The following is a 13,277-nucleotide window of genomic DNA, read 5'->3' on the forward strand; positions in this document are numbered from 1 at the left end:
CCTCACGCCGCCGGCTCGCGAGCGGCCTGCTCCTGGGCCTCGAGCTCGGCCTCGTCGTGGAGCATCTGGATGCGCCGCGCGGCCGCCCGCGGGCTCTGCGCCGCGGCCAGCGAGAGGATCCGGTCCCCCTCGCGGAACATCAACTGGTGCGAGGTGAGCTGCGTGAGTACCCCCTCGATGGAGCGGCGCGCCGCCTCGGAGCCCGCGCCGAAGCGCGCCAGCACGTGCTCCAGGGAGCGGATCTCGCAGCAGTAGAGGTACAGCTCACGCGTGGCGCCCTTGAGCACCACGTCGAAGTTGGGCCCGCGGCGATCCTGGATCCGCAAGAACGAGCCCCCATCCTGGTAGGTGAGCACGCCGCGCTCGGGATGCCGCGCCTGCGCCGCCACGCGCGCACGCCAGCGCTCCACCGCGCGCTCCACGGGCGTCCAGTCCGCCAGGGGCCCCTCGAGATCGAAGGACAGATCGAGCAGGCTCAGCCGCCGCCACACGTCCTCGGGCAGCCCCGCGCGGTACGAGTCCCGGTTGCGCACGTTGACGATTCCGAACTCGCGCTGGAGCACCTCGGCGGTGCTGCCCTGCCCCAGGTGGAAGCGGGTGATTTCCAGCGGCTGGTAGGCCACCGCCACGCGCTCGATCATCCGGCACGTCTCCTCCACCTCGAGCTGCGTGGACGTGGGGAAGTCGAGGATGAGGTTGGCCTGGTTGTGGATGCCCAGCTCGAAGCAGGTCTTCATCACCTCCAGGTTCTGGATGCAGGTGGTCCCCTTGCCCACGCGCTTGAGCATCGAGGTGGACAGGGCCTCGATGCCGAACTGGGACGCGGTGAGGCCGGCCTCCCACAGCACGAGGATCTCCCAGGGGCGCACGTGCGCGCGCATCTCGTAGAAGAAGCTCAGGTCCTTGCCGAGCTCCGCCAATGAGCGCGCCAGCGTCTCCACGCCCTTGAAGCGCAGGATGTTGTCCAGGAAGAAGAAGCTGCCATTGGAGTAGCGCTCCGAGAGCTCCGCCAGCTCGCTCACCACGCGCGCCTCGGTCTTCTGCCGGTAGCCCCGCCACTGCACGTTGAGGTTGCAGAAGTAGCAGGTGCTCTTCGGGTTGTTGGCGCGGTGCACCCGATCCCACCAGCAGCCTCGCGAGCCCTCGATGGGAACCAGCCAGGAGATGCCGGTGCGCTCGGCGAAGTCGGCGTACTCGTCGTACTGGGGGACGGGAAGCGCGTCCATGTCGGGCACCTCCGCCGGAGCGATGCCGCCGGGGTGCAGCGCCATGTTGGCGCGCGTGAGGAGTCCGGGCACGGTGGGCATCGCCGCGCGGTCCGCCAGGAGCGCGCGCAACAAGCCCACCAGCGGCAGCTCCCCCTCGCCCTGGGTGATGAAGTCCAGGTAGGGGTACTCGCGCATCACCGAGGGCCCCACCCGCCCCGAGATGGTCGAGCCGCCCAGGAGGATCTTCGTGTCGGGGGCGAGTGCCTTGATCCTCTGGGCCAGGGCCACGTTGGCGAAGAGCTGACCGAAGCAGGTGGTGAGGCCCACGACGTCCGCGTCGCCCGCCACCTCGCGCGCCAGCGCCTCGAGGTGCCGCTCGATCACGTCCAGGGTGGAGCGGGCGACCTCCTCCCACGAGGAGGCACCGGGCCACAGCTCCCCCGGCTCGGGGTTGCGTGCCGCCAGCTCGCGGGCGGCGTACACCAGCACCTCGTCGCGCTTCTCCGGGTAGAGCAGGGGCATGTAGAGCAGCTCCCCCGCCTCGTAGGCCAGGTTCGCCAGCTCGCCATACAGACGCGCGCCCAGGGTGGTCCCCACGTGGGCGTACTCGTAGCGGACCTCGACGTCCACCCGGGGCTCGTGCTGGCGCACGTACGCGGCGAGCGCGCCCAGCGCGGCCGACGGGCGGTTCATCGCGGACCACGGCAGGCTGATGAGCGTCAGCTTCATGGGTTCACCCTTGGGTTCCGGCGGCTTGGATTCCAGGCTCATCGGCCACTTCCCGCTCCAGGTGCCGCAGCCGGGGCACCAGCAGCGCCAACAGGGACAACACGATGACGAGCAGGCCCAGGACCATCACCAGCAGCGCCGGAGCCTGCCCGGGCCCCATGCCCAGCACCCCACCCAGCCGCGCCGCGGCCCCGCCCTCCACCAGGGAGCGCTCCAGCAGCGCCACCAACGGTCCGGCCAGCAGGTAGGCCAGGGGCGCGACACACAGCGCCAGCATCTTGCGGATGGCGAACACGCGCCCCTGCATGGCCATGGGCACCTTCATCTGCCACATCACCTGGCTGCAGCTGCGCATCAGCGGAAAGCAGAAGAGGAAGACGAACGCGGCGCCGCTCAGCAACGCGAGCGACTGCCGGCTCACCGCGGCGATCATCGCCGCTCCCGCCAGGCATTGAAAGCCGATGAGCGCGGGGACGCGGCGCTTCGGCCCTCCCCATACCGCGATGAACAACCCGCCCAACAGCATGCCCGCCCCCGACACCGACACCACCAGCCCCAGCCCTTCCGGCGAGGCGAAGCTCAGCGCGATGGGCGTCATGAGCACGCTGAAGAAGCCGATGAGGAAGTTCGTCATCAGCGCGAAGCCCAACAGCACCAGCAGCCCCGTGCGCTCGCGGATGAAGTTCCAGCCAACGAGGGCCTCGGCCCCCAGCGACTTGCGCGGCCCGGGCTCCGGCTCGCGAGCCAGGGCGGGAATGCGCACCAGCAGCAGACTGCCCACGCCCAGCACGAAGCTCACCCCATCGATGAGGAGCACGCCGCCCATGCCAACGGAGCCCATGAGCAGACCCGCGGCCCCTGGCCCCAACACCAGCGCCACGGACTGCGCCACCTCCATCATCCCGCTCGCGCGCCCCAGCTGCTCCCGGGGCACCAGCTGAGGCACCACCGCGGAGAAGGCCGGCGACTGGAAGGCCGCGAAGCACGCCGAGAACATCGCGGAGGCATACACATGCCAGGGCTGCAACGACGAGGAGAAGAACAGCACCGCGATCAACAGCGTGCGCAGCGCGTCCGCCGTGTCGGAGAAGAGGAGGATGCGCCGCCGCTCCATCCGGTCCGCCAGCGCTCCGGTGAAGGGCAGCAGGAGCAGCTCGGGCAGCGCGCCGAAGAAGGTGATGAGCGCGAACTCCGACACGGAGTGGTTGCGCTCATACACCCATACGCCCAGCGCGAAGCGCGACAGTGCCGAGCCGAAGATCGACAGGAATTGTCCGAACCAGATGATGGTGAAGGAGCGCATCAGTCCTCGGCTCGTCGAGCGAGCAGGCGTGAGATATGGGATTGGTTGTCGAAGACGCGGCCCAGGGCCCGCGCGGCGAGCCCCTCCGCGCACTGCTCGAGCAGCAACAACCCGGAGTCCGACAGCGACTCCTCGTGAAAGGCATACAGGTGGCGCCGCGCGCCCTCATGCACGGCGATGCAATCCGCCCAGCGCAGCTTCTCCAGGAGGACTCCTGAGTAGCGCGGCTCCGCGTAGGGCAGATCCCTGCCGAAAGAGAGGTGGGAGAAGCCCTCCGCCGAGAAGATCTCCGTCAGGGCGTACAGGAAGGCACGCTGCAAGCCGTCCAACACCGGCGCGAGCGCATACACCAACCCCTCCACCCAGGGACCCGTGGGAAGAGGCCCCCGCACGGAGCGCAACGGCTCACCGGCCCGGCGCCGCAACAACCCCCCGCCCGCGACCTTGCCGTCCCGGGTGGCCATCACCACGTAGGTATCTGGGCGGGCGATCTGCCGGAAGGCCTCCAGGTTGTGGGCGCCGAAGGGCGACAACCCCCGCGTGTACAGGTGCCGCACCAGGATGGGGAAGTAGAACTCCTCGATCAGCCGCTCCAGCCCGTAGGACGAGACGTCGTGCAGCTCGAGCGACACCTCCGCCTGCTCCCACCGCTCGACGGCGGTCCCAATGCTGCGGCGCAGGTTGTGCGAGCGGCGCGCCCCGTCGTACGGCAGCTCCACGAAGGCGTTCACCGCCTCGGGTGCCTCCACGAAGCCGGTGGCACGCAAATGGGGGACCGCCTCGGGCTCCACCTGCACGTGGACGTTGCGGCGCCGGCGCAAGCCCAGCGCCGCCTCCAGCTCCTCGGGCGAGCCGCCCAGGTGGATCAACTCAACGGCCATGGGGGCTCCACTCGTGCCGCTGCACCTCGGCCGCGATGGCCTCCGGCACCGGGAAGGCGCGCGCCAGGGCCCGGTCGACCACGAAGAGCTCACCCGAAGCCGAGCGGCAGACCGTCCCCCGCTCCGCCCAGTGCCGCACATGCTCCGGCAGGGGGGCCGCCTCGCCCAGCGAGTAGGGCCGGCGGAAGCGCTCCGGCGCGCCGAGCACGAGCGACAGGAACCGCGCGAGCGCGCGCCGCGGCTTGGGCCCCCTGCCCTCGAAGAAAAGCAGCCGCGGGGAGAGCGACTCCACCCGGCGCAGCGGCCGGTCCGGACGAGGCCCCCGCCACACGGCCTCCAGGTAGGGAGCCGACACGGGGTGCCGCACGAGCGGCACGCCACTCACGATGGCCGCCGCCTCGAGGTCCGCCGGGGTGAGCGCGGCCCCCCGCTGGAGGATCAACGGGGTCATGGAGAAGAGTCCCGGCTCCGTCCCCGGACGCAACGGAGGGGGGGCCAGGTGGGGAAGCAAGCGGGTCAGCGCGGCGCGCTCGCCGGGCAGCGCCCTGCGCGCGCGGGGCAGCTCCACCAGGGCCCGCCGCAGCCGCTCGGCCAGCAGGGGGTAGAGGGCCTGCGGGAAGACATACCGGTCCGTGTGCAGGGCCCAGCGGCCATCCCAGAAACCGAATTGGAGGTGGCGGCGTGCCTCCACGGCCGCCCGCTCGTCGGAGAAGAGCGCCACGCCCCCTCCGCCCAGGCTGATGGGCTTGCCCACGCCGAAGCTGAGGATGGCCGCGTCGAAGCGCTCGGCCAGCAGTGCGCCTCCCACGCGGGCACCGGGCGACTGCGTGGCGTCTCCGATGCGCAGCCGCTCCTTTCCGCCCACGGTCCAGTTGCCCGCGCCCCCCCAGGGGTCCACCCCGAGCACCACCTCCACCGGCTCGCGCGGTGGACGCAGGCCCCAGTACTCGTCCACGTCGCAGAAGACCGGGCGCAGGCCCACCTTGCGCACCGCATGGGGGTTGGTCCAGCAGGTGAGCCCGGGCAGCGCCACCCGCCAGCCCCGGCGCCCCAGCAACCGCAGCACCAGCTCCAAGGCCGCCGTTCCGCTCTGCACGAAGACCGCATGCGGGAAGCCCGTGAGGCGCTCCAGGGCCTCACGCACCCAGGCTCCGTCCGTCTTCACCGGGCCAGACACGCGTCCACCACCCGGACCAGGAACTTCACCAGCGCGAGCGCGGGCAGGCGATCCGCCTCGCCCACGGGCGCGAACTCCATCAATTCCAGCACCCGGATGGAGATGCCTCCCCGCGTCAAGGTACTCACGAGCGTCAGCAGGTCGGCGAACCCCAGGCCCTCGGGCAGGGGCGAGCTCACCGACGGCATGACCGAGGGGTCCAGCACGTCCACGTCGATGCTCAGGGCCACCTCGGTGATGCCATACCGCCGCAGCGCCGCGACCACCTCCTCGGGCCGCTCACACAGCGTCCGCTGGGGTGGAGGGTCGCGGCGAAGCGCGGGGATCAGCCCACGCAGGCCGTACTGGACGACACAGCCCACCGTATCGAGCCGCTCCACATAGCTCACCACGTTGGCGTGATGGGGCACCTCCCCCTGCACCCGTCCCGCGTCCTCGTGCCCATCCACCCAGACCACGCCCTCGCCCGACAGGCTCCGCCCCATCCAGTACGAGAGCGAATGGTCGCCGCCCAGGATGACGAGCAGCCGCGAGGACTCCCGGAGCGCGGCGTACAGGTCCGGCAGCGACTCCAGCTGCTCGGGCCCCTGACGGCGATCGTAGGGAAAATCGCCGGCGTCCCGCAGCTGGCGCCCGGCGAGAAGCACGCGCCGCTGCGGGTAGTCGTACCAGCCCACGGGCCTGTTCGCGTCGTCGCGGACCTCGGGGAAGACGATGGAGGCGTCGCGCAGCGCGCCGGGGCCGCCCTGGGTGGAGCGGATGCCGAGCATGCCCATGTCCGCGGGAACCCCCACGAACACCACGTCACAGGGCTGCTCCGGCGCCCACAGCGGCACGCCGAAGATCGTCCTGCCCGGAGCCCGCATGACGAGGTCGGACGTCATACGCGGCCCACGATGGAGTCGACCAGCGCCGTCACGTCTCGCGCCAGCATGCTGTTGCCCGAGGGATAGGCGGCCAGCACCTGGCGGCGGGGACGCCCCACGGTCTCCCGCACGAAGGAGTCCGGTGCCACGTGGTGGGCCAGGAACCCGACGTACTCGGCCAGCGCCAGCACGTCGAGGGAGAACTCCGCCAACAGGAAGCGCTCGGGCAGGCCGCCGCGCTCGCGCAGCGCCTCCTTCCACGGGCCCTCGTACCAGGGCCGCAGGCCCACCAGCAGGAGGGACTCGTAGGCGTGGAGCGCCTCGATTCGAGCGTCCTGTCCCGCGACCCAGGCCTCCAGCGCCTTGGCCACCGCTCGGGACAGGGAACTGGTCGCCCGCGTCGCCTGGGGGAAGTGCTCGCACACCCCCAGCAGGAAGCGCTCGTCCATGAGCGCATTGGCTACGTAGCTCGTCAGGGGGAACTGCTCGCGCACCCGCGACAGCAGATCCAATCGCCGGCGGATGGAGTCCACGCGGAAGCGGGAGTGCTGGTCCTCCGGCAACCAGCCCGGAGGTACCTCTCCCGTGTAGTACGCCGAGAAGAGTTCCGCGTAACGTTCCATCATGAGATCGCGACCACCGCCGACACGGCGCCGAGGTTGTGCAGCACCACGTCCGGCACCGCCCCGTCCTGTTCCAACGTGAGGGCCTTGAGGTTCGACGCCCGCTCCACCGCCGTCCCCAGCACCTCCAGCCCTCGTGCCGGAATGACGCGCGTATGGTCGTCCAGCCACATGGGACCGTGGGGACTGTCGAGCACCTGGAACCCGGCCACGTGAATCTCCACCACCCGCTCGATGCCCGCCCATTGCTGGACGTAGCGCACCGGGTCTCGTCCCGTCGCCACGCAGTAGCCAATCAGGTGACCGATGTCGAGCACCAGGCCGCAATCCGCCCGCTCGGCCACCTGGCTGAGGAAGCCGAGCAGATCCATCCCTTCCACCGTCATGTAGGCCGGCGCGTTCTCGGCGAGGAAGAGCATGCCGGTGTGGGCCATGAGCCGGCGGATGTTGCCCGCCACGCGCGCCACGTCCGCCTCCGCGTGCATGGCGTTCATCATGTGGCCGAAGAGGGCCGTCCCGCCGTGGCTCCACAAGCCCAGGTCCTCCTGGAACCAGGCCGGGGAGAGCACGGCGGCCTTGCGCGCCACGCGCTCGGCCACGCCCAGATCGATGTCCGGCTCGACGAGGTTGAACTCCTCCAGATGGGACACCGTGCCCAGTCCGGCCCGGCGCAGACGCTCGGGGAGCTCCTCGGGGATGTCGCTGTAGGAGGCCACCCCGATGTTGAGGTAGCCGAGGTCACGAAACCCCGCCTCTCCGCGCTCCTTGCGGGCGCAGAACTCCAGCGCCTCGCGGGGCGTGGCGGAGAGTCCCAGTCCAAGCGCCTCTAGGCCGCTGCCCTTTGATTCCGACCACATAGCTCCTCCAGTTGACGGGCATGCTCCTCGAACTGCGCGAGCCACGGCACCGCCTCCAGCAGGGACTGTGCCTCGGGCTGACGGCACAGCGCCTCCAGCACCAGGAACTGCACGTGCTTGAGCGACACCAACTCGATGCGCAGGAACTGCGCCAGCTCGCGATCCGACTGCGCGTGCTCCAGCGCTCCCCGCTCCACGGTTTCCACCAGCGCCATCAGGCGGCCGCGGTACGGGCGGAAGTCGCGCACGAAGTGCTTGAAGATGCGCCGGGTGCCCTCGTGGATGAACAGATCATCCGGCTCCGGCAGCACATCATTGGAGAACGTCCGGTTGAACAGGTTGCCGTAGAAGGTGCGCAGCGGCGTGGCCGGGTACAGCAGCAGGTAGGTGGACAGGTGATCCGCGGGGAAGAACTCGGACAGGCCCGCGTTGCGCACGAAGTCCAGGCTCTCGCGCAGGTGCTCGGGCGTCGAGTCCGGCAGGAAGTTGATGAAGTCGATGACCAGTTCCAGATCGAACCGCTTGAGCATCGCCACCGCGTCGTAGTTCTCCTTCACGGTGACGTCCTTGTTGAGCCGGTCCAGCGAGGCCTGGGAACCCGACTCCAGCCCCATCTCGATGGCACGCAGTCCCTGCGTGGTCAGCTTCGCGATGGCGTCCTCGCCCAGGCGCGCCAGGTCATCCACCCGGCCCGAGAAGCTCCAGGTCATCTTCGGATAGTCACGCGCCATCATCTCGCCAATCTCGATGACGCGCTTGCGATTGATGAGGAAGTCCGCGTCCATGAAGTAGACGTGCTCGATGGGCTGCGGCTCCAGCTCGATGGAGCGGCGGATCCACGCGGACAGACGCTCGGCGCTCACCGAGCGCCACTTGGAGTTGGAAGCGCGGATGGAGCAGAAGGAGCAGGTGAACGGGCAGCCGCGGCTGGTGGTGAGCGCCACGGCGCGGCGCAACCGGTTGTCGCGCTTGTCGAAATAGGAGGTCTCGCGCTCGTAGGGCGACTTGACCCGGGTGACGGGGGGCGGAACGGTGTCCAGGTCACGCACCGGATCCGTGGTTTGACCGCCCACCACCCCGAGCGGGCCCAGAAAACAGATGCCCGGCGCGGTGGGCCGCTCGGCATGCCCCTCCAGCACGGCGCGGACAATGGCAGCCATGGGGCGCTCGCCCTCACCCCGGACGACGTAGTCGAAGACGTCGGAGTGGTGCTGGGCCACGTGCTGTGGCAACGCCGTGGCATGGGGGCCACCGATCACGGTGAGGCAGCGCGGGTTGCGCCGTTTGATCTCCTCCGCCCAGCCCCGCACGAGCATGAAATTGGTGCTGTAGGAGCACAACCCCACGATGTCGTATTCAGACAGGGCGTACTCGTCGATGAGCGCGTAGGCCGTCGGTTCGCAATCGGAGAAGTCGACCAGCTCCACCTCCACCGCCGAGCCGAACTCGCCCTCCAGGTACGAGTGGATGGCCATCAGGCCGATCGGCCGCATCGACTCGCCACCGTCCCCGTAAGGAGGAGACAAAAGGCAGACCCGCATGACTACTCCTCCTTCTCGTTCATGCCCCTACAGAGTGCGGCCCAAGCGCATCACACAGGAGAGGAGCAAAGCAGAAAGACGAAAGCGTGCTCTAGGGCACGCTCAGCACATCAGTAGATGCTGGTACGGCCAGCCTCGGTCACGAAGAACGTCTGGCCGATCTTGACCTCGTCAATGCTCGGCACGCGGCTCTCCTGTGCCTGCTCCTGATCCTGCTTGGGGGTGAGACGGCTGACGAACTTGATCTTGGTCTTCTTCTCGGTCTTGTTGTTCATGGGCTTCTCCAGGGAGAGACGGGTGAAGCTCCTCTCCTGTCCGCTGCGCTTGGACGCCCCCGGGGCACCGGGTGGGCCGAAGAATAGCACAAGCCAGGAAACGACAAGTACCCGGGGAATCAGGGATAACGCTCCGTGTCCGGGGAGACAGGACGGCTGGCATCGGGCAGGCCATCGTGAGGACCGAGCGGGTGCTTGGGGGCGTCCGACCAGTGCCGCTCCGGACGCATGCCGGGGAAGCCCTCGGGGCGCAGCGGGTAGTAGATACGATTACCCTTGAGCGACTCGCCAATGACGAGCAGGCGCACGGGCTGATCCGTGTTGTTGATGAGCGTGTGGGCGATGCCGGTACCTGGAGTGAAGGCGATGGCGTCGCCCGGGCCCGCGCGGTGCAACTCGCCGTCGAGCCACACGTCGGGGTGGCCCTCGAGGACGAAGACAAACTCCTCCTCCAGCTCCTCGGCATGAGGCCAGGAGGTGCGGGTGCCGGGGGGAACCAGCTCGTGGTGGATGCCCAGGCGTGACAAGCCGAGGGGGCGCGACAGGGGAGTCCCCACGCTCATGAGTTCGGTTTCACCGGGGTAGCACCCGGCCTCGGCGGGCAGCTCCGAGTAGTTCCGGATGAAAGAGGGGCGCGAGGGTTTGGACATGGCGGAAACTATATCCGCCGCTCCCCGGCGAAAGCACCACCGCCCCCCCCCCGCGCGGCTCGGCGCACGCGGCACGGAGCGCATCACCCCGGATGGAGCACGCATTCGTCGCCTGCCCGACCTTCGGGCCGCGCGAGGGCTGCCCCGTGGGGAGTCATGGCTAGCTTGGCCACGAGATTCCAATCAGGCGGCCCCTTCCGACATGGACCATGTGAGTCACCCTCCCGCGCTCACCGTTGCCCTGGCCCTCACGGCGGGGATGCTGGCGCAGATCCTCGCCCGGCGATTGAGCATCCCCGGCATCGTGGTGCTGCTGGCCACGGGGGTGGTGCTGGGACCCGAGGGGTTGGGGCTGGTATGGCCCTCCGGACTGGGCACGGCGCTGCCCGTGCTGGTGAGCTTCTCGGTGGCGGTCATCCTCTTCGAGGGGGCGCTGAGCCTGGACGTGCGCCGGCTGCGCAAGGAGGGGCGGGTCATCCGCCAGCTCGTCACGGTGGGGGCGCTGGTGACGGCGGCGTGCGGGGCGCTCGCGGCCCGGGGGGTCATGGGCTGGAGCTGGAGGAACGCGCTGCTCTTCGGCACGCTGGTGATGGTGACGGGGCCCACGGTCATCACCCCGCTGTTGCGCCGCATCCGGGTGGTGCGCCCGGTGGAGACGGTGCTCGAGGGGGAAGGCATCTTCGTGGACGCGGTGGGCGCCATCACCGCGGTGGTGGCCCTGGAGGTGGCGCTGCGTCCGGCCTCCGAGGCGTTCTCCACCTTCCTCCAGGAGCTGGCGCTGCGCTGGGGCGTGGGCCTGGGCGTGGGCTTGCTCGCGGGGAGGCTCATCGCGTGGGGGTTGAAGTCCGAGCGGGCCATTCCCGAGGAGCTGCGCAACGTCTTCAGCCTCGCCATGGTGTTGGGACTCGTGCAGGTGAGCGGCGCGCTCGCGCCGGAGAGTGGCGTGGTGGCCGTCATCACCGCGGGGCTGGTGGTGGGCAACGCCGGCGTCCCCGTGCGGCGCGAGCTGGTGACCTTCAAGGAGCAGCTCACGGTGCTGCTCGTGGGCATGCTCTTCGTCCTGCTGGCGGCGGACGTGCGGCTCGCCCAGGTGACGGCGCTCGGGTGGCGGGGGCTCGTCACGGTGGGGGTGTTGATGTTCGTGGCGCGGCCGCTCGCGGTGTGGGTGTCCACGCGCGGCTCGAAGCTGTCCTGGCGCGAGCGTGGCTTCATCTCCTGGTTGGGCCCGCGGGGGATAGTCGCGGCGGCGGTGGCCTCGCTCTTCGCCACGCGGCTGGAGAACAGCGGCCTGGAGGGCGGACCCGAGCTGCGCGCGCTCGTGTTCCTCGTCATCGCGGTGACGGTGGTGCTGCAGGGGCTCAGTGGCGGCTGGGTGGCGGGGGCGCTGGGGGTGCGCCGCACGGCGCCGGGCGGCTATGTGCTGCTCGGGGCCAATGGGCTCGCCCGACTGGTGGCCCGCGCGCTGCGAGCCGCGGGGCAGAACGTGACGCTCGTGGACATGGGGGCCGAGGCCTGCCGCCATGCCCAGGAAGAAGGCTTCCAGGTACTCTTCGGGGACGGACTGGACGAGCGCACGCTGCTGCGCGCCCAGTTGGAGGGCCGCGCGGGCTATGTGGGGCTCACCGTCAACGAGGCGGTGAACCTGCTCTTCGCGCTCAAGGTGCGCGAGCATGACCGCACGGCGCGTCCGCTGGTGGCGATGCATCGCGGGCACACGGCGGTGCGCAAGGAGCACGCGGGGGACATCGGCCGCGTCCTCTTCGGCGAGGAGCGTGGTCTGGATGAGTGGGCGTCCCGGAGCGAGCGGGGGCGGGTGTCGCTGGAGCGCTGGGTGTTGGAGGCACCGCAACTGGAGTCCTCGTCCCCGGGGGTGAACCGGATGCTGGAGGAGACCCTGCTGCCGGTGCTGCTGGTGCGCGAGGGCCAGGTGCGGCTCTACGACGACACCGTCCAGCCCCTGGCGGGAGACCGGGTGGACTTCGCCCTGGACGACGAACGGGCGGACGAGGGACGAGCCTGGCTGGCGTCTCATGGGTGGCGGCCCGAAGCATTCCCCGGCCAGGACGCCGCGCGGTCCTCACCCCGCCCATCCGGGCCGCGTGGAGAGGGTATCCTCCCGCCGCCATGCGATCCGCCCGCCTCTCCGCCCTCCTCCTTGTCCTGAGCCTGCTGTGTCTTGCCCCCGCGCGTGTCCATGCCGCGGGAGCCTTCGTGTCCGGCGAGACCCTGCGCGCGGTGAAGGAGCCTGAGTCCTCCTCGGTCGTCTTCACCGTGGAGCCGGGCGTCGCCTACCCGGTGCTCAAGAAGGGAGGGCCCGGACGCGCGTGGTGCAAGTTGAAGGGGGCGGCGGGCGAGGGCTGGGTGAAGTGCGACGGCACGGCGGAGCTGCCGGAGAAGCCCCGCATGAGTGGAGAGTTCCTGGCCTCGCGGGACAGGGCCCCCGTGGCGGCGCCCCTGCCCGCCCAGGCCCCCGTGGCCACGGGCTGCGAGACCCGGTGCACCCGCCCTCCCCTCTTGCGCGAGGCGCTCGCGCTCACGCCGGTGGACCGCGAGGTGCTCGGCATGTGCCCGGCGCGGCCCGACGCCTCGGTGAGCGCGGGCGACGTGCGGCGCTTCATGGCCGCGCACTACGAGGATCCCCGCCTCCAGCGGGCCCTGTCCGCGGCGGGCCGGACGGGCACGCGCCAGGCCCAGCTCGACTGGCTCACCGGCCTCTGGGTGAGCACCGGACCGCGCAACGCCTTCACCCACGTCTTCTGCGGCGATGACTGGACCACGCGCACCATCGGCGGGCTGCACTACCTGCCGCGCTACGCCCAGCTCGAGTCCGAGGGCAAGCTGTGCTTCGACGGGCCGGCGCGTGGCCGGCAGGCGCTGCGCGAGGGCCAGTACGTCATCCGCTACCGGGGCGTGGCGCCCTGGTCCTGTGCCGAGAAGAAGCTCGGCGGCTTCACCCAGCAGGCGGATCCCGTGGGGATGGTGGCCATTGGCACTCGCGCCTTCGCCCGCTGCTGCGCCCGCGACGGGGGCCGCAAGGAGGGCGGCGTGTACGCGGCGGCGGACCTGGGGCCCACCGCGTGGCGGATCTGGTGCGGCACGCGCAACGGCACCTATGGCATCGCCTCGCTCTACCCCACCGACGAGCGGCCGACCTGCGGCGAGTGAGC

The 13,277-nt window shown here is 70.3% G+C and carries 12 protein-coding genes; 2 read left to right on the top strand and 10 right to left on the bottom strand.

Annotation, left to right across the window (positions count from 1 at the left end; translation table 11 throughout):
* Positions 1 to 2: 2 nt before the first annotated feature.
* From F0U63_RS31920 to F0U63_RS31965, 10 genes are all read right to left on the bottom strand, one after another.
* Positions 3 to 1,979 carry a RiPP maturation radical SAM C-methyltransferase gene (locus F0U63_RS31920; protein WP_395835692.1) on the bottom strand — a complete coding sequence of 659 codons (1,977 nt, stop codon included), beginning with the start codon at positions 1,977 to 1,979 and terminating at the stop codon, positions 3 to 5.
* Positions 1,942 to 3,240: an MFS transporter gene (locus F0U63_RS31925; protein WP_395835694.1), complete on the bottom strand. Its 1,299-nt coding sequence runs from the start codon at positions 3,238 to 3,240 to the stop codon at positions 1,942 to 1,944. The genes F0U63_RS31920 and F0U63_RS31925 overlap by 38 nt, the downstream gene beginning before the upstream one ends.
* Positions 3,240 to 4,121, bottom strand: coding sequence for a hypothetical protein (locus F0U63_RS31930; RefSeq protein WP_395835696.1), 882 nt, complete (start codon positions 4,119 to 4,121; stop codon positions 3,240 to 3,242). The genes F0U63_RS31925 and F0U63_RS31930 overlap by 1 nt, the downstream gene beginning before the upstream one ends.
* Complete coding sequence (locus F0U63_RS31935; protein WP_395835698.1) at positions 4,111 to 5,298, bottom strand: DegT/DnrJ/EryC1/StrS family aminotransferase; 1,188 nt, start codon at positions 5,296 to 5,298, stop codon at positions 4,111 to 4,113. The genes F0U63_RS31930 and F0U63_RS31935 overlap by 11 nt, the downstream gene beginning before the upstream one ends.
* Positions 5,283 to 6,182, bottom strand: coding sequence for an arginase family protein (locus F0U63_RS31940; RefSeq protein WP_395835700.1), 900 nt, complete (start codon positions 6,180 to 6,182; stop codon positions 5,283 to 5,285). The genes F0U63_RS31935 and F0U63_RS31940 overlap by 16 nt, the downstream gene beginning before the upstream one ends.
* On the bottom strand, positions 6,179 to 6,790 hold the full coding sequence (locus F0U63_RS31945) for a hypothetical protein (protein ID WP_395835702.1): 612 nt from the start codon (positions 6,788 to 6,790) through the stop codon (positions 6,179 to 6,181). The genes F0U63_RS31940 and F0U63_RS31945 overlap by 4 nt, the downstream gene beginning before the upstream one ends.
* The gene (locus F0U63_RS31950) at positions 6,787 to 7,644 is read right to left on the bottom strand and encodes a DUF692 family multinuclear iron-containing protein (protein WP_395835704.1); all 858 of its coding nucleotides are present in this window, start codon (positions 7,642 to 7,644) and stop codon (positions 6,787 to 6,789) included. The genes F0U63_RS31945 and F0U63_RS31950 overlap by 4 nt, the downstream gene beginning before the upstream one ends.
* A complete protein-coding gene (locus F0U63_RS31955; RefSeq protein ID WP_395835706.1) occupies positions 7,614 to 9,185 on the bottom strand; it encodes a B12-binding domain-containing radical SAM protein in 1,572 nt (523 codons plus the stop codon). The genes F0U63_RS31950 and F0U63_RS31955 overlap by 31 nt, the downstream gene beginning before the upstream one ends.
* Positions 9,186 to 9,295: 110 nt before the next feature.
* Positions 9,296 to 9,460, bottom strand: a complete 165-nt coding sequence (locus F0U63_RS31960) for a hypothetical protein (protein ID WP_395835708.1) — start codon at positions 9,458 to 9,460, stop codon at positions 9,296 to 9,298.
* Between the two features lie 119 nt (positions 9,461 to 9,579).
* Complete coding sequence (locus F0U63_RS31965) at positions 9,580 to 10,110, bottom strand: cupin domain-containing protein (RefSeq protein ID WP_395835711.1); 531 nt, start codon at positions 10,108 to 10,110, stop codon at positions 9,580 to 9,582.
* A gap of 202 nt (positions 10,111 to 10,312) precedes the next feature.
* On the opposite strand from F0U63_RS31965, the gene F0U63_RS31970 reads away from it, so the two are divergent.
* The gene (locus F0U63_RS31970; protein ID WP_395835713.1) at positions 10,313 to 12,274 is read left to right on the top strand and encodes a cation:proton antiporter; all 1,962 of its coding nucleotides are present in this window, start codon (positions 10,313 to 10,315) and stop codon (positions 12,272 to 12,274) included.
* Entirely contained in the window at positions 12,235 to 13,275 is a 1,041-nt protein-coding gene (locus F0U63_RS31975) for a hypothetical protein (protein ID WP_395835715.1), read from the top strand. Before F0U63_RS31970 ends, F0U63_RS31975 begins: the two co-directional genes overlap by 40 nt.
* The last annotated feature ends 2 nt before the right edge of the window (positions 13,276 to 13,277 follow it).

This window comes from Cystobacter fuscus, from assembly GCF_044360685.1.
Classification (GTDB): Bacteria; Myxococcota; Myxococcia; order Myxococcales; family Myxococcaceae; genus Cystobacter; species Cystobacter fuscus_C.